The following is a 16,972-nucleotide window of genomic DNA, read 5'->3' on the forward strand; positions in this document are numbered from 1 at the left end:
GCCTACGCGCGACAACGGTGGCCTGTCGCTGTGAGGCGGGCACTTTGTCTATCGGTCAGTTCCGGGTACACGTGGGGCCGATGAGGAAGGTGCGACGCCTGGAGCGGTCTGTCAGCACACCCAGACCCGAGGCGAACTTATGGGCGGAGCTAGCCGGCTAATGCCTCCACCCGTGGGCGGCCTGCTCGTCAAAAGTCCGGTCGATGCGCTCGAACCTGCGCCGGATGGAGGCGCGCGAGGCGTGGTGCGGAAGGATGTAGAGGCGGTTGGCCAGGATTGCATCGGCCGTCAATCGGGCTACGGCGTCAACGCTGAGGCTGTCGTCCTGCTGTGGGAGTGGCCCCAGTGTGTTCGTCACACCCGGGGCCGAGGGTCCGCCGTCTGCACCACGGATTCGTCCGGAGTTGGCGACCAGGTTGGTTTCGATGACCATCGGGCACAGCACCGACACTCCGATGCCATGGGCCTTGACCTCGCGGGCCAGCGTCTCGGCGAGGCCGACGACGCCGTACTTGGCGACGCCATATGCCCCGAGGCCGGCGTTGGGTACCAGGCCGGCGAAGGACGCGGTGAACACGACATGCCCGCCGGCGCCCTGCTCGAGCAGCCGCGGCAAGAATGCCTCGACGGTATGAATCGAGCCCCACAGGTCGACATCGATGACAAAGCGCCAATCGTCGTGCGTCATGTCCGCGAGCGCGCCCGCGACGACCACGCCGGCATTGCTGAATACGATCTCGACCCGGCCCAGCAGGCGGAATGCGTCATCGGCGAGCTGGCTGACCTGGTCCAGCTGGCGGACGTCACACCCGAGGTCGTGGGCCTCAAACCCGTTGGTGCGCAACCCCGTCACCGCCCGCTCAAGCCCAGGCTGGTCAACGTCTGCGAGCACCACCCTGGCCCCGCGGCGGGCCAACTCGGTGGCGGTGGCCAAACCGATGCCGCTGGCTCCGCCGGTGACCACCGCCCCGCGGCCGGCAAATCCGTCCATGCAGTGCACCCTATTCAGGCAGCCACCCGCGCCGACGGGCAGGGTGAACAGCAACTCGCTGCGCGAGGGTGAATCTGACGACGTCCCAAGCGCGTGTCGCGTCGTGGCATTCACAGTCGGCGCCTCGGCTGACCGCGATCGGCCGTTTCCCCGGTGAGTCGGGGCGAGGCGCACGGCGGCCTCGGCGGTCAGCGCCTGCGGCAGACGCCGGTGGTGGGGGTTTCCGGCCCGGACGCCCATCCCGCCCGGGTTGAGTGTCCAGCGCCGTCGTTTACTGGTCGTGGGCGGCACCGGATCGGATCGAGCGGAGCATCATATGCGGGAGACAGTCATCGTCGAGGCCGTGCGCACCCCGGTGGGGAAACGCAACGGGGGTTTATCCGGGATGCATGCCGCCGACCTGTCCGCGGTGGTCCTCAACGAACTGGTGGAGCGTGCCGGCATTCGGCCGGAGATCGTCGATGACGTGATCTGGGGCTGTGTCTCCCAGGTCGGCGACCAGTCGAGCAACATCGGCCGCTACGCGGTCCTGGCGGCCGGCTGGCCCGAGAGCATCCCCGCAACCACGGTCAACCGGGCCTGTGGATCAAGCCAGCAGGCCCTCGACTTCGCGGTGCACGCGGTCATGTCGGGCCAACAGGATGTCGTGGTGGCCGGCGGTGTCGAGGTCATGAGCCGAGTTCCGCTGGGCGCGGCCCGGTCGACCGGGATGCCCTACGGTCCGAAAGTCCTTGCCCGCTATGGCGATTTCCCCTTCAACCAGGGGATATCGGCGGAGCTGATCGCCAAGAAATGGGGATTTTCGCGCGTTCAGCTCGACGAGTACTCGGTGTTGTCCCATGAACGGGCCGCCGCGGCTCAGGACAGCGGCGCCTTCACCGATCAGATCGTCCCTGTCTTCGTCGATGACGCGACGGTCGTCGTCGCGGACGAGGGTGTGCGGCGCGAGACCAGCGTCGAGAAGCTGGCGGCGCTGAAGCCCGCGTTCGTCGACGACGGGGTTATCCACGCGGGCAATTCCTCGCAAATCTCCGACGGCGCGGCCGCGCTGCTGGTGACCACCTCGGCGTTAGCGCTCGAGCTGGGGTTGACGCCGATGGTGCGCTACCGGGCGGGCGCGGTCACCGGGGCGGATCCGGTGCTCATGCTCACCGGTCCCATTCCGGCGACCGCGAAGGTGCTGATCAAGGCCGGTGTTGCGCTGGCGGAGGTGGGCGTGTTCGAGGTCAACGAGGCTTTTGCGCCGGTGCCGCTGGCCTGGCTTGCCGAAACCGGAGCCGATCCGCGCCGTCTGAATCCGTTGGGCGGGGCCATCTCCCTGGGCCATCCGTTGGGCGCGTCCGGTGCGGTGCTGATGACCCGCATGGTGCATCACATGCGCGACAACGGGATTCGCTACGGGCTGCAGACGATGTGTGAGGGCGGCGGCACCGCTAACGCCACCGTGGTCGAGCTGGTGACCTGAGCCGAGTGGTCTCGGTCGTCAGTTCGTCGCGGGACGGAACCGCGGTGACCCCGCATGCGGCCGCGGTGCGACCCGGTGCGCAAGGCGCACGTTCCCGCTTGTCTCACCCGCCTCACGCGTCGCGGCACGGTAGGGATACGCGATGTGCCCGCCTAGCAGCGACAACCGTGGCTGTCGCGGGTAGGCGGGCACTTTGCATGGCGGCCGTACCGGGTACACGTGGGGCAGACGAGGAAGGTGCGACGCCAGGAGCCGAGCGAGAGACCTAAGCCGCTGCCCCGATCCGTCCTCAGTCGTTGAGGGGCCACCAGTTAGCCCGCCCGATCATCGCCGCCAGGGCGGGCACCGTGATGGTGCGCACCACGAAGGTATCGATCAACAGGCCCACACCGATGATGAACCCGGTTTGCACCATGGTCGAGATGCTGCCGAACAACAGGCCGAACATTGAGGCGGCGAAGATGATTCCGGCCGACGTGATCACCCCACCCGTCGCGCGGACGGCACGAATGATGCCGGAGCGGATGCCGGAGGTTGACTCCTCACGAATTCGGGTGATCAACAACAGGTTGTAGTCCGCCCCGACGGCGACCAGCACGATGAACGCCGTCGGTGGCACATTCGACGAGATCGCTTGATGGAGGATGAACTGGAAGAAGGCGACCCCCACGCCCAAGGCGGACAGATACGACAGCACCACGGAAGCGATGAGATATAGCGGGGCCACGATCGCCCGTAGTAGCGCGATCAGAATGCAGAACACGATGACAAGGGTCGCAATGACGATCAGTGAAAGGTCGTCGTAGTAGTAATTGCGGATCGCGCTGTACATCGGGGTGGTGCCGACCATCGATATCGAGGCATCCGACAGTGAGGTGTTTGGCTGCGCGCCCCGAGCCGTATCGAGAATCGCTTTCACTTGGTCCATCGCGGCCGTGCTGAACGGATCGAACTTCGTCTCGACGACGTAACGCGCCGAATGCCCGTCGGGCGAGATGAACATCTTCGCCGCGTTGTTGAAGTCGTCCGAGTTGAGCACCTGCGGTGGGATGTACATGCCCGCCATCGAGGAGTGGGAGGCGTCGCGTTTCATCGACAGCAGCAGGCTGGCCGCCTCGTTCATGCCCAGACCCATTTGTTTGGTCTGGTCGACAAGCATCCGGACGCCCGCGGCCAGTCGTTGGCTGCCGTCGGTCAGCGCGTCGATACCTTGCTGCAGCCGGACAATCGCCGGTCGCGCGCCGGCGGGGCTAGTGATGCCGGCTGCGCGCAGGCTGTCGCCCGTCGTTGCCAGCAGGGTGTTCAGTTGCTGCACCGTGGACTGCAGGTTTTGTGCCAGGGCTTGCACGGCGTCCAATGCACCGTTGTTACCCGCGTGGACGAGCTGCCCGAGGTGGGAGCGGCCGGCGCTGCATGCGGGGTCGGCGCTGCATTGCGCGCTGTTGTTCAACGCGTCGAGCATGGGACCCGCCGAGTCGACGACGCTGGTGACGAGCATCAACGCGGATCCGTTGGTGTTCGCCAGCCCGCGGATGGTGTGCAGCAGTTGTTCTGTCGTGACGAGCTGCTGCTGCAACCGATTCAGCGTCGTGGCGAGCCCGGCCATCGACCCGCTAGCGCTGCGGACTTGGTCGCGAACCTTGGCGAGGCTTGCCGCGAGTTCGTCGGCGCCAGTCGTCAGTGCGTCGAGGTCGTCGGTTCGGTCGCTGATCTGTGTCGAGGCATTCTGCAGCTCGGCCCCGACCGCCCCGGCTTGAAAGCTGAGCCTGGCCTGATCAAGCGGTTGGCCGGCAGGTCGGGTAATGCCGCGCACCGCAGCGATATTGGGCAGCTGCGACACGCGTTGCGCCATGTGGTCCAGGTCGGCCAAGTCCCGCGAGGTGCGCATGTCATGGGGTGAGTGAACGTAGATGTATTGCGGCAGCAGCGTACTCGTCGAAAAGTGCGCCTCCATCGCCGCAAAGCCGGCATTGCTCGGCGCCGACCGCGGCAACTGCAGGCGGTCGTTGAAGGTGGGGCGCAGGAAGGCCGCGCAGGACGCCAGCGCGATCAGCGCCGCCACACTGACGAGCAGATGCATTTCCCGCCGACGGACGATCTGCACGGCCGATCGCTGCCACAGCCGGCCGCTGAGTTCTCGCCGCGGTGCCACCCATCCCCGTCGACCCGCGAGCACAAGTATGGCGGGCAACAGCGTGACGGCGGCCAGAAACGCGGTCGTGATGGAAATCGCAAGTGCCGGGCCGACACTCGTGAACGCGGGCAGGTGGGTGAAGACCATACACAGGAACGTGACGGCGACGGTGGCCGCCGAGGCCGCAATGACCTTGCCGACGGAACGCAATGCCCGTTGCACCGCCTGGTCGGAGTCGCTTCCGGACCGGACGTTCTCGTGATAGCGGCTAATCAGGAAGACGGCATAGTCGGTGCCGGCGCCGACGATCATGGTCGTCATCAACGCGATCGTCAGCGTGGACACCCCAAGTCCGAGTCGAGTGCACGCGGACACCACGCCCTGGGCGGCCACCACCGAGATTCCGATGGTCATCAAGGGCAGCAGCACGGTCACGGGTCGTCGGTAGATCACCAGCAGGATGGTCAGCACCAGCACCGCGGTGGCGATCTCGATCATGTGCATGTCGCGGGCGCTGATGATCAACAGGTCGCTGATCATGGCAGGCTGCCCGGTCACCTCCGCGGTCAGCGGGGAACCCGCAGTGAAGCGATGGGCGATGTCGGTGATCCGCTGATAGGCCTGCGAGGCCCCCGGGGAGCCGATGGGCGCCCGCAGCGTCACCGCCATGAAATAGGCCTTGTTGTCAGCGCTGACCATCAAGGGGCGCAATGCGGGCGTGCTGAGGACGTCCTGAACGGCGGTTACGTCGCCGCCCTCGCCACGTAATGCGCTGGCCAGCTTGCGGTAGACATCCTCGCCGGCGGGCTGCAGCCCCCGCTGGTCGGTGAGCACGACGATCACGGTGTTTTGCGCGGATTCACCGAAATCCGTGGCCATCTGCTCGGCCGCGGCCATGGCCGTGGGCGGCAGCAGCCGCATGGTCTGGCCCTCGACCACCTTTGTCAACGGCGGGACGGCCACGGCCAGCAGGAACACCGCAGCGATCCAGCCGAAGATCATCAGCCACGGCGCGCGCACCACGAAGCGACCCAGCACCGAAAAGGGATCCACACGCGCCCAGGCCTTGGCAGCAAACTGTTTGAACACTGGTGGCCTCTTCGTTGGTGGGTGGGGCACTCAGGCAGGCGACGCCGCCCCGGCTAACGGCGTCACCAGCCCGTCGTGCCGGTAAGCGAGAAGTCGCTCAGCGCGCTCGACAGGCTGCGCCGCAAGTTCTCGGTCGAGTTGGGATGGCCCGGCTGATACGCCATGACAGAGACGGAGACCTTGCCGTGCACTCGTCCCGACAGCAACGCGAGCCGTCCGCCGGTGCTGTGCATCATGGCCTTGGTCACACCCGGGAACAGCGACGTCATGGCGAAGTAGTCGGCGGCCGTGCCGTCTGGCTGATTGGCGGCCGGGTTGATCTCACCGAGGTTGGAGGCGATGACGGTGCTCGGGCTGCCGGCGACCACGTTGACCAATCGCCGGACCAGCCACCCTGGCAGCAGGGGAACGATGGGCAGCAGTGCCCATAGTTCGTCGGGCGCCTGCTGGTGGCGGATCAACGCTTGCTTGATCGCGGTCCGGATTTCCCGAAGGTCCGTCGTCGCGGCCGCAGGGTCGATCTTGATATCGAGGTTGGTGACCGCGTTTGCGGCGGTGTCGTCGGGGCCGCGCTCGTCGACGGGCATCGCCAGGGTGACCGACCCGTCGTCGGCGACCCGGCCCACCCGTTGGGCGAGCCGGGCCGCCAATCCCGCGAGCAACGCGTTGCCGGTCCCGCCGAGTGAGTGCGCCCGGGCGTCCCACTCGTCGGCGTCGATGAAGGTCGTTGTCATGGGCAGGGTGATTTTTTCGTCGGGTCCGTTCAGTGGTGCAGGCGGTGCGGTGCGCGGCTGGAGAGCGGCGCCGGCACGCTCGTGGCCCTGGCCGGCCAGTCGCGCCCCGACGACCAACGCGCGGCCGACGCTCGGGAGGTCTCGCACGGTTTGGCCGAGGTCTGCGAACAACGCCTGGCACCGTTGGCGCTACCCGGCGGCCGGCCAGGCGAGCGCGGCTTCGCGGCCGGAAGCGGCGTCCGCGAGCGCCTGGCACAGCCCGAGGCCGTCGGTGAGGCAATGCGAGATGACCAGGCTCACCCCCGAACCGCCGTCGGTGAACGGGACGGTCGCGAGGTGCCATCCGGGCCCGCGCTCGGCGTCCAGGTGGGCGTTGGTCTGCTCGGTGAGCCGGGTGTCGAAGTGTTCCCGCGGTCGGGCCGACGTGACGATCTCGACGCGCGGCGGGTGACCATCCGATACCCAGCGATGCCGGCCAAACGGCAATGGTGAGCGTTCGATGAGGCGGGACAATCGCCCCCGCTGCAGATGACGATGAAACGTGCGCAATCCCTCGACGTCGATCGCGCGGTCGTACACCCAGACGCACTGCAGCAGGGCGGTTGTTCCGGTGGCTCGTTCGCCGACAAACATGCCCTGGTCGACCAGATCGAGTACGTTGCCCACGCTGGCAACGTACCGTCTCGTTGGGCACCGCCGCGCCCCATCGCGGTAGGCGGTTCGTGCCGGCAGCCGCCCGACCCGCCTGGTGGGCGAAGATGCCGGCGGTCCGTCGATCCGGGCGGCATTGCCGGAGGTACCCGCCAGCGGCACCACTTAAAGCCCCAACAACCCACGCCGCCAGCAGGATTGGCCGCAAATGGCTGGCGCGTGGCTGGGTTTAGCTTAGGCCGCCAGGTCGTCTTCGGCGCCGCTGACCGGTATGGCCGCGACACGCTTGCCGCGTCGCCAACTACGGACGATGGCGATCGCGGTCTTGAGCCCGCGCCGACGCCCGGTCGTCGGGTCGGTGCGTGCGAAACCCGGGTCCAGATTGGCGAACATCCGCTCGCTGCGGGTCTCCGGCGCGTCGTCGGGGCTGTCGCGCAGGTACGTGTCCGGCAACGACAACTTGGCCAGGGTGCGCCACGTCTTGGCGTACTGCACCAGAAACGAGCCCGTGGTGTACGGCAAGTCGTACTTGTCGCAGACCGCACGCACCCGCACCGAGATCTCGGCAAGCCGGTTGCTCGGCAGATCCGGATACAAATGGTGCTCGATCTGGTGGCACAGGTTGCCGCTCATGAACCGCAGCGCCGGCCCGGCGTTGAAGTTGGCGCTACCCAGCAGCTGCCGCAGATACCACTGGCCCTTGGTCTCCCCCACCATGTCGGTCTTGCTGAACTTCTCGGCGCCATCCGGGAAATGCCCACAGAAAACGACCATGTTGAGCCATACGTTGCGGATCACGTTGGCCGTCGCGTTGGCCGTCACGGTGGACCGGTACGTCGCCGCGGGCGACAGCGAGGTCAACGCCGGAAACGCCACGTAGTCCTTGAACACCTGACGACCGGCCTTGGCGGAGAACTCCCGAAGCCTGATCTGGGCGGCTTCGCGCTCGGCGCCGCCCTTGAAGATCTTGCGGGCATGCAAATGCCGCAACGCGATTCCCCATTCGAAGCCGATTGCCAGCAAGGTGTTGGTGAGCAGATTGAAGAGGTGGCGCGGTTTCCAGGGCTGGTCTCGGGTGACGCGCACCATGCCGTAGCCGACGTCATGGTCCATGTCGAGGATGTTGGTGTACTTGTGGTGCGCGAAGTTGTGGGTGTATCGCCACTGCCTGGACGACCCGCTCATGTCCCACTCCCAGGTCGCCGAGTGAATCTCGGGGTCGTTCATCCAGTCCCACTGGCCGTGCATCACGTTGTGGCCGATTTCCATGTTCTCGATGATCTTGGCCACGGCCAGGGTCACCGCTCCCGCCCACCAGGCGCTGCGCCGTGAGCTGGCGGCCAGCAGCAGCCGGCCACCGACCTCCAGCGCACGCTGCGCGGCGATGGTGCGGCGAATGTAGCGAGCGTCGCGCTCGCCGCGAGCGTCTTCCACGTCCCGGCGGACGGCGTCCAGCTCGGCCGCCAGGCTGTCGATGTCGGCGTCGGTCAGATGCGCGAATGCGTTGAGGTCGGTGATCGCCATCATCGTGCCTTTCGGTGGGCGGGCAGCGGTTACCTGCGACTTGGTGGACAGTTAATCCGGTTTTGATGTGAGGCACAAGAAGCGGCGGCGCGATCACGCTCCGCGCAACGCTTGCTCCGGCGTCACCGTTAGCCCCGAGCTATGCCGAGCGTCGCGGCCAACGCCCGGCGGACCTCGTTGGTGACCGACGTGTACACCGCGACCAAATCGCAAACGCCTTCTTGAACATTGCATTCAACGACCTTCGCGAACACCTCACCGCCGGCCACATCGAGCATGAGGTCGTCGAACGGCGAGACCACCAGTTCGGTGCGAACCCGCAGAAGTTCTTCGCCGCTGGCGATCACCTCGGCCGGGTGCTTCTCGTGCACCACCTTGTCCTTGATGATCGCGATGCCGATCGGCCTGGGCACCGCCAGGCGCGTCAGCGCTCGATCGGCGCTGGGAAGTTGCAGGTCGTATTCGCCGGCCAATCCCTTGACGTCGTGGACGGTGATCGGGTCGGAGAAGCCTTTCGCACGCACCATGAACGAGCCCGACGTGCGAGCGATGTCGCGGATCTCTCGATACGTCGAATCGGAGACCAACACCTGCCCGCCGACGGTGTGTGACTCGATTCGGCCGACCAGGTTGACATTCTTGCCGACCGCCGCATACTTCTGCCGTCGCCGTGAGCCGATGGTGCCGATCACCGCCTCCCCGGTGTGCACGCCGATACCGATCGCCAGTTCGGGCAGTCCCTGCTGGCGATGACTTGCGTTGAGCTCGTTCATGGCCAGCTGCAACTCGAGCGCGGCGGCGACGGCGTGGCCGGCCGCATCGTCGTCGTTGATGGGTGCGCCGAAGAAGACGAGCAGGCCGTCCCCAAGGATTTCGTTGATCGTTCCGTTGCGGCGCAGAATGACATCGGCCGCGCGCTCGAGGTAACCGTTCAGCACCTGCACAACCCGCTCGGGGGACAGGGTCTCCGACATTCTGGCGAAACCGCGGATGTCGGCCATCAGTAACGTCAGCGTGCGTCGTTCACCGCCGCGGTGCCCCTCGGGGCAGGCCAACAGGTGGGCCTTCACCTCCTCGCTGACGTACCGGCCGAAGATGTCCTCGACGCGGCGGTATTGCTCCGCCAGCTCGCGCGCTTGCCGCCGGGCATCCTCACCGGCCTTGAGTTCGCGCACGATCGTGACGGCCTTGGTGATGGTGGCGCGCAGGTCGTCGAGGTCGAGTGGCTTGACCTGGAAGTCAAAGGCGCCGCGCCGCATGGCGGCACGTATGTTTCCGAGATCGTTGTACGCGGTGAGCACGATGGTTTTCAGGGGACGCTGAAGCTTGGCGACCTCGGCGAGCAGTTCGAGGCCGTTCATCTGAGGCATGTTGAGATCGGTGACGAGGACCTCGAGATCCGGGTTTTCGGTGATCATCTCCAGCGCCTGAACCGGGTCGGTGGAGAACGTCAGCTCGTACTCGCCACTCCGCAGCTCCTTGCGAAAACGACCCTTGAAGAGCGCTTCGATGTCTTCCTCGTCGTCGACCACCAGGAGCCGCACCGGTCGCTGCGCCGGTACCGCTTGGCCGCCCCGCGACGATCCGTCAGCGGGTGCCGGCGCGTCATCTCGTTGTCCGCCGGCCCGTCCGGTGTCGTGCGCGTGCATCACGCTCCCTGCGGCACTGAGGTCTCCGCGTGATCGTAACCGACGGTTACCGGCAACTGTGTTCAAATTCGGAGCTACGTGCAGGCGTAATGCCTGGTTACTATCGTACGGTCGGCGCCTCAGGGATCGGCCGACGCGACCGTCTGTGTCGAACGGTATGTGGAGGACACCATCGGTGGGCGATGCGAACCCGACGAACCCCGAAGTCCCCACCATGCGCGCCGACAACTTCGCGGCGCGGGCGGAAGCGCTGCGAACGGAATTGGAATCCGCTGGCTTGGTGGCGCCCACCGCCGACGAGCTGATCTCGCTGTTGGAAGATGGTTGTCGCGCGGTTGCCGACCTAGAGGAACGACTTGCCGCCGCGGAACGTTCGCTGATGTCGACCGAACGGCGGCTCGCCGAGGAAATTGAACGGCAAGACGCGCTGCGATCCCGGCTGGCCCTACAAGAAAAGCTCGCCTCGCTGGGCGCGCTGGCCGCACGAATCGCTCACGAGATCCGCAACCACCTCAACTTCGTGAACAACTTCGCCGAGATCGTCGTGAATCTGGCCAACGAACTTGACGAGGTGATGGCACCGGAGCTCGCCCAGCTACCGGACCAGGTGTCCGGAGATTTCCACGATCTGATGACGGACATCGACGAGGCCGCCAAGAAGATCCGGTCACACGGACGAACCTCGGTGGACATCGTGGCGAACATGCTCCGGCATTCTCGTGGCGGGCAACCGGAGTTCGCGCAAACCGACTTGAACGCGCTTGTTGACGAGTCATTGCGGCTTGCCTATCACGGCGTCCGCGCCCAACATCCCGGGTTCGACGTTTCCTACTCCGCCGACCTCGACGAGCGGCTCAGCCCCGTATCGGTGGCGGGTCAAGACATCAGCCGCGTGCTGCTCAACGTTCTCGGCAACGCCTTCGATGCGGTGATGCAACGTGCGCAACAGGACGGTGAGGGTTACCAACCGCGCGTCCAGATCACGACGCGCTCGGTCGATGACAGCGTCGAGATCCTGGTGCGCGACAACGGAATCGGGATCGAACAGGCCGTGCTGTCGCAGGTGATCACGCCGTTCTTCACGACAAAGCCCCCCGGCCAGGGCACCGGGCTTGGATTGTCCATCAGCTACGACGTCGTCAAGCGCGAGCATCACGGGGACTTGACGATCGAGTCGGAGCAGGGCGTCGGCACGTCGGTGCGCATCGTGCTCCCCAAGTCGCAGCCGTCGAGTTGACCTCGGCAAGCCGGAACGGACGCATCGTGGAACCCGAAGACAGGGCGCTTGAGGTCCGACCGCCTTGGCCGACAAGGAAGGTCTTCTGGAACCTCGCCGCGGCGATGATCGGCTTTGGGCTGGTCGTCGGTGTGGTGGCCGCGTCCGGGGTGGTGGTGCTCGGAGCGGCTGCCGGCCAAGGAGTGCGAGCCCCGGTGTTCGCTGTCGGGGTGTGCGCGGGCATCGTGGGCGTGTCCTTGAACTATCTGCTGGTAAGCCGGGTCGTGCGGCGCCGGTTGCGGGTGCTTTCGGCCCGGCTCACCGAAGCCCAACGCGAGATCGCCGCCAGCGCGGGTGCCGAGTCTTGGGAGCCGCTGGCCGACCGTTATGCCCTACCCGTCGACAGCGACGATGAGTTTGGCCAAGCGATGGCGTCGTTCAATTACTTAGTGAGCTCGCTGGATTCGAGTCAGATGGCCGAACGTGCCCTGCGGCATAGGCTGGTGGATCAGGCCAAGCTCGCCGCGCTTGCGACGTTGACCGCCGGCGTCGCGCACGAGACCAAGAATCCGTTGAACTTCGTGGTGAACTTCGCCGAGTTGAACCTCGAGCTGTGCGCCGAGTTGCGTGCGGCCCTGCCCGGCGAAAGCGAGGCGCTGATCTCGGATATCGAGACCAACCTCAACTACATCCGCCGCCATGCCGAACGGGCGCTCGCCGTGATGGCGACCATGCTGCAGGTCGGGCGGTCGAACGTGGGCGATGCGCAGCCGTGTCGCGTCAACCAGATCGTCGAGGAAAGCGTCGGGATCGCCGAACATTCGTGGCGGATCAACCGGCGCGAGGGGCGCTGCGCGATTCACGTCGAACTCGATAGCGATGACCCGGTCGTACGGGGTTTCGAGGGGGATCTCGTTCAGGTGATCGTCAACCTGGTCATGAACGGGCTCGAGGCTGCGTCGTCAGTGCCCGATCGGACCGGCGAGGTTCGAATCAGTGTGCAGCACGACGACGATTCGGCGGTTGTCGTCGTGGTGGATAACGGGCCGGGGATCGATCAAGAAACCCTGTGCCACATCTTCGAGCCGTTCTTCACGACCAAATACCGCAAGGGGGGTACCGGGCTGGGGCTGTTCATCTGCAGGGACATCATCGACAACCGCCACCACGGCACGCTCGGCGCCAGCAGCCGGCCCGGGGCGGGCGCTTCGTTCGTTGTCAAGCTCCCGCTCGACCATGCGTCCGCGAAGACGGCGGCGCGTGCGGCGATTGACCGCACCGGTGAACGACCCATTTCGTGGTGGCTGGACAAACCCACCGGTGGGCTCCAAGCCCACGGTGACTAACGGCCGGAGAACACCGTAGACTCCCGTCTCGACGGCCACGGCCCCTGGCCATGTCCCGGCTGGCAACGGTAACCGGGGTGCGGCAGAGCCCCGCACGCATGGGTTGAAAGGGGGATGGGACACGGGTCTGCTGTGCGGACACTGCCCCGCGCTGTCGATGGAAACGATGCGGCGGTCACCGTGACCGCGATCCATGTGCTCATCGTTGACGATGAGGCTGACATGGAGGCGCTGTTCCGCCAGCGGTTTCGCCGGGAACTGCGTTCAGGCGAGCTCATCTTGCAGTTCGCCGAGACGGGGCGGGCGGCGCTCGACGTCTTGGAGACCAGGGATCCCGATGTCGTGCTGATCTTCACCGACATCGAGATGCCGGAGATGAACGGCATCGAATTGCTCAAGCGCGTGCGAGAAAAGCGGCCTGACGTTCGTGTCTACCTGGTCACCGCCTACGACAGTCCGTTCTACACCCAACAGGCGAAGGACCTCGGTGCGCACGGCTATTTGACCAAGCCGTTGGACTTCTCGGCTCTGCGGCAGGTCATGTTTGCGATCTGACAAGCTCGCACCGCTGCGCGCCCGCTTCGCATCACCACCGGGAAACGACAATCCGGTTCGAAATTCCAACCGGGGGCCAGCCAAGCGGCCTGGACTCGCCATCAATCCGGGCGGTGGATCCAAGCGCACCAATGTGCGGTCGTCGCGTCGGGGCGGGTGCCCAGATATCAGCTAACCGGTTGGGACTGATCGATCCCGGTGCCTATTAACCTCGTGGACAATAATACGTAGAATACCGCGAAATCAGATTTCCCACGAAAGCCAAGAAGCGCGAACGCATCCGGGTCGACGACTCATCGCGCGAGGTCGCAGGGAGGTTGCAGATGACCGGTATACCGTCGCGTTCCGCCGACAAGACCGCCCGCCGTCACCGCACGCGCGCCGGTGGCACGCCAGCGCGAAACTACCTTGCATCAACGGTCGCGGCGCTCACCCAGCGGCGTCGCCCATCGCCGACGGCCGTTCTGCTGGTCGCGTCGTTCGGCGCCTTCCTGGCATTCCTGGACTCGACCATCGTCAACATCGCGTTCCCGAATATCCAAAGATCCTTTCCGGCGTATCACATCAGCAGCCTGTCCTGGATCCTCAACGCGTACAACATTGTTTTCGCGGCCTTCATGGTGGCCGCCGGCAGGCTGGCGGACATACTCGGCCGGAAGCGAACATTCATCTTCGGCGTCGCGCTGTTTACGGTCGCGTCCGGGTTGTGCGCGGTCGCCGTCAACGTTGAGCAGTTGGTTGCCTTCCGAGTGCTGCAGGGCATCGGCGCGGCGGTACTCGTACCGGCTTCGCTCGCACTGGTAGTCGAGGGCTCTGATGCGTCGCACCGCGCCCACGCGGTGGGCCTCTGGGGTGCGGCGGCGGCCATCGCGTCCGGGCTGGGCCCGCCGATCGGCGGGTTGCTCGTGGAAGCGTCAAGCTGGCGGTGGGTGTTCCTGGTGAACATTCCGCTGGGCATCGTGGCGGTGATGATCGCCGGGCGGGTGCTCACCGAGAGCCGTGCCGCGGGGCGGCGGCGGGTGCCGGACCTGCGGGGCGCGATGTTGCTGGGTGCGGCCCTGGGGCTGCTGACCCTGGGGTTGGTCAAGAGCCCCGATTGGGGTTGGGTGAGCGTGGGAACCGTCGCGTCGTTGGCGGCCAGCACGGTCACGCTGATGGGCTTCGTGCTGAGCTCGCGTGCGCACCCGGTGCCGCTGGTCGAGCCCGCGTTGCTGCGGATCCGGTCGTTTGTGGCGGGCAACGTGCTGACGGTGGTCGCCGCCGCCGGTTTCTACTGCTACGTGCTCACCCATGTGCTGTACCTGACCTACGTGTGGGGCTACTCGGCGCTGAAGGCGGGTTTGGCGATCGCGCCCGCCGCGTTCGTCGCCGCCGTGGTCGCGGCGGTACTTGGCCGCATCGCCGACCGGCGTGGACATCGGGCGATCGTGGTTGTCGGGGCCATCGTCTGGGCCGCCAGCCTGGTGTGGTATCGACAACGTGTCGGGGCCGAACCCGACTTCCTCGGGGCATGGCTACCGGGCCAACTGATTCAGGGCATCGGTGTGGGCGCGACCCTGCCGGTTCTGGGTAGCGCCGCGCTGGCCGGGTTGGCGAAGGGCGGTAGCTATGCCACCGCGTCGGCGGTCGTGAGCACCACCCGCCAGCTCGGCGCGGTGATCGGCGTCGCGGTGCTGGTGATCCTGATCGGGACACCGGCACACGGCCACGCCCAGGAGGCCATTCGGCGGGGATGGGTGATGGCAGCGATTTGCTTCGCTTCGGTCGCGGTCGGCGCCGCGTTCCTGGGAAGGACCCGCAGCGGTGCTGACGTGGCGGCCGACACCACGGCGGCGCCCGTCGCGCCCTCGACACCCCGGCGGGCGACCGCGCCGGTCCAACCCGTGCTGGCGCCCACCCGGGAGGCCGATCTGATCCGGCAGCTGCCGTTGTTCGCGGGACTGGACAACGCGACGTTGGCCGAACTTGGACGGCGCACCGAAGAGGTTGATCTGCAAGCCGGCTCGTATCTGTTTCACGCGGGCGACGTGTCCGACTCGCTCTACGTCGTACGCAGCGGCCGCCTGCAGGTGCTCCAGGAGGACATCGTGCTCCGAGAACTGGGCCGCGGCGAGGTGGTTGGCGAATTGGGGTTGCTCACCGACGCTCCCCGGTCCGCGTCGATCAAGGCGTTGCGCGACTCGACGCTGGTGCGGCTCACCAAGGCCCAGTTCGACAAGATGGCCAACCGCGCGGTGCTGGCCGCGCTGGTTCGGGTGCTCGGCACCCGGCTGCACCAGGCGCCACCGCCGGCGGTGCCCCCCACGGCGTCACCCGAAGTCGTTGTGTCCGTTGTCGGTTTGAGCGCCGACGCGCCCGCTCGGGCGGTGGCCGGCGCCTTGCTGGCCGCGCTGTCGGAGAGGCTGCGCGCGGTGGACCCGGGCCGGGTCGACCGCGATGGCCTGGAACGGGCCGAGCGCTCCGCGGACAAGGTGGTGCTGCATGCGTCGGTGCACGACGCAGGGTGGCGGGACTTCTGCGTGCGCGTGGCCGATCGGATCGTGTTGGTCGCGGGGGACCCATCACCACAGGCGGCGCCGCTGCCCCCGCGGGCGGAGGGCGCCGATCTGGTGCTGGCCGGTGCCCCCGCCAGCCGAGAGCAGCGGCGCGGCTGGGAGGAGTTGATCACGCCGCGGTCGGTGCACGCGGTTTCTTACCGGAGCCTGCAACACGATTTGCGCCCGCTTGCCGCGCGCATCGCGGGTCGTTCGATCGGGCTGGTGCTCGGTGGTGGCGGTGCCCGCGCGCTGGCCCACCTCGGGGTACTCGACGAGCTGGAGGCGGCCGGGGTCACCGTCGACAGGTTCGCCGGCACCAGCATGGGGGCCACCATTGCCGCGTTCGCGGCGGCGGGCATGGACGCGGAGGCCGTCGACGCAAACGTCTACGAGTTTTCCGTTCGCCACAACCCGGTCAGCGATTACACGGTGATGCCGAGCAAGGGGTTGATCCGTGGTCGGCGAACGGCCACCCTCCTGCAGCACGCCTATGGTGAACAGCTGGTAGAGGAGCTGCCGAAGGAATTCCGGTGCGTCAGTGTGGATTTGCTGGCTCGCAAGGCGGTGGTGCACCGGCGGGGTCGGCTCGCCGACGTCGTTGGCTGCTCGGTGCGCCTGCCCGGACTGTATCCGCCGCAGGTCTACGACGGTGGAGTGCACGTGGATGGCGGTGTGCTGGACAACCTTCCCGTTGCCGCGTTGTCGCGCGCCGAGGGTCCCCTGATAGCGGTGGCCATCGGGTTTGGCGGTGCCGCGAACGGCTCCCCGAGCCCGGGCCGTCCACCAAGGGTCCCCAGCATCGGCGAAACCGTCATCCGCACGATGATGATGGGCAGCCGGATGGTGGCGGATGCGGCGCTGGCGCAGGCCGACGTGGTGATCCGGCCCGACGCCCGCGCCGTCGGGCTGTTGGAGTTCCACCAGATCGACGCCGCCCGCGAGGCGGGGCGCATTGCGACCCGTGAGGTCTTGCCGCAAATCGCCGCACTGCTGGATCGCTGACCATCGTGTCTGCGCCTGTTCGACTGTGCCAAACCTGTTCGACTGTGCCAAACGAGACAGATCCGCTTCGCCGTAGCCG

The 16,972-nt window shown here is 66.6% G+C and carries 9 protein-coding genes and 1 pseudogene; 5 read left to right on the plus strand and 5 right to left on the minus strand.

Going from position 1 to position 16,972, the window contains the following annotated elements; genetic code table 11:
- Nucleotides 1-157 precede the first annotated feature (157 nt).
- On the minus strand, nucleotides 158-991 hold the full coding sequence (locus G6N20_RS20190; RefSeq protein WP_083050099.1) for an SDR family NAD(P)-dependent oxidoreductase: 834 nt from the start codon (nucleotides 989-991) through the stop codon (nucleotides 158-160).
- 316 nt (nucleotides 992-1,307) lie between these two features.
- Here G6N20_RS20190 and G6N20_RS20195 point away from each other — a divergent pair, with 316 nt between their 5' ends.
- Nucleotides 1,308-2,456: a thiolase family protein gene (locus G6N20_RS20195; protein ID WP_083050098.1), complete on the plus strand. Its 1,149-nt coding sequence runs from the start codon at nucleotides 1,308-1,310 to the stop codon at nucleotides 2,454-2,456.
- A gap of 289 nt (nucleotides 2,457-2,745) precedes the next feature.
- Here G6N20_RS20195 and G6N20_RS20200 read toward each other — a convergent pair whose 3' ends face one another.
- The 4 genes and pseudogenes from G6N20_RS20200 to G6N20_RS20215 all read right to left on the minus strand — a co-directional run bounded on the left by G6N20_RS20200 (nucleotide 2,746) and on the right by G6N20_RS20215 (nucleotide 10,237).
- Nucleotides 2,746-5,679: an MMPL/RND family transporter gene (locus G6N20_RS20200; protein ID WP_232065387.1), complete on the minus strand. Its 2,934-nt coding sequence runs from the start codon at nucleotides 5,677-5,679 to the stop codon at nucleotides 2,746-2,748.
- Between the two features lie 62 nt (nucleotides 5,680-5,741).
- Nucleotides 5,742-7,079, minus strand: a pseudogene (locus G6N20_RS20205) (hypothetical protein).
- A 219-nt stretch (nucleotides 7,080-7,298) separates the two neighbouring features.
- Nucleotides 7,299-8,588 (minus strand): fatty acid desaturase family protein, encoded by a 1,290-nt coding sequence (locus G6N20_RS20210; RefSeq protein ID WP_083050094.1) that lies wholly within the window; start codon nucleotides 8,586-8,588, stop codon nucleotides 7,299-7,301.
- A gap of 128 nt (nucleotides 8,589-8,716) precedes the next feature.
- Complete coding sequence (locus G6N20_RS20215) at nucleotides 8,717-10,237, minus strand: adenylate/guanylate cyclase domain-containing protein (protein ID WP_083050070.1); 1,521 nt, start codon at nucleotides 10,235-10,237, stop codon at nucleotides 8,717-8,719.
- Between the two features lie 175 nt (nucleotides 10,238-10,412).
- Between G6N20_RS20215 and G6N20_RS20220 the strand changes: the two genes are divergently transcribed.
- From G6N20_RS20220 to G6N20_RS20235, 4 genes are all read left to right on the plus strand, one after another.
- Nucleotides 10,413-11,474 carry a sensor histidine kinase gene (locus G6N20_RS20220; protein ID WP_158084775.1) on the plus strand — a complete coding sequence of 354 codons (1,062 nt, stop codon included), beginning with the start codon at nucleotides 10,413-10,415 and terminating at the stop codon, nucleotides 11,472-11,474.
- A 26-nt stretch (nucleotides 11,475-11,500) separates the two neighbouring features.
- Complete coding sequence (locus G6N20_RS20225; RefSeq protein ID WP_142272114.1) at nucleotides 11,501-12,799, plus strand: sensor histidine kinase; 1,299 nt, start codon at nucleotides 11,501-11,503, stop codon at nucleotides 12,797-12,799.
- A gap of 114 nt (nucleotides 12,800-12,913) precedes the next feature.
- Nucleotides 12,914-13,354: a response regulator transcription factor gene (locus G6N20_RS20230; RefSeq protein ID WP_263992175.1), complete on the plus strand. Its 441-nt coding sequence runs from the start codon at nucleotides 12,914-12,916 to the stop codon at nucleotides 13,352-13,354.
- 323 nt (nucleotides 13,355-13,677) lie between these two features.
- The gene (locus G6N20_RS20235; protein WP_083050067.1) at nucleotides 13,678-16,893 is read left to right on the plus strand and encodes an MFS transporter; all 3,216 of its coding nucleotides are present in this window, start codon (nucleotides 13,678-13,680) and stop codon (nucleotides 16,891-16,893) included.
- The last annotated feature ends 79 nt before the right edge of the window (nucleotides 16,894-16,972 follow it).

The organism is Mycobacterium shinjukuense, from assembly GCF_010730055.1.
GTDB lineage: Bacteria > Actinomycetota > Actinomycetes > Mycobacteriales > Mycobacteriaceae > Mycobacterium > Mycobacterium shinjukuense.

Coding starts and splice junctions, on each gene's coding strand:
- G6N20_RS20190 (WP_083050099.1), bottom strand. CDS start 991: ATGGACGGATTTGCCGGCCGCGGGGCGGTGGTCACCGGCGGAGCCAGC.
- G6N20_RS20195 (WP_083050098.1), top strand. CDS start 1,308: ATGCGGGAGACAGTCATCGTCGAGGCCGTGCGCACCCCGGTGGGGAAA.
- G6N20_RS20210 (WP_083050094.1), bottom strand. CDS start 8,588: ATGGCGATCACCGACCTCAACGCATTCGCGCATCTGACCGACGCCGAC.
- G6N20_RS20215 (WP_083050070.1), bottom strand. CDS start 10,237: ATGCACGCGCACGACACCGGACGGGCCGGCGGACAACGAGATGACGCG.
- G6N20_RS20230 (WP_263992175.1), top strand. CDS start 12,914: ATGGGACACGGGTCTGCTGTGCGGACACTGCCCCGCGCTGTCGATGGA.
- G6N20_RS20235 (WP_083050067.1), top strand. CDS start 13,678: ATGACCGGTATACCGTCGCGTTCCGCCGACAAGACCGCCCGCCGTCAC.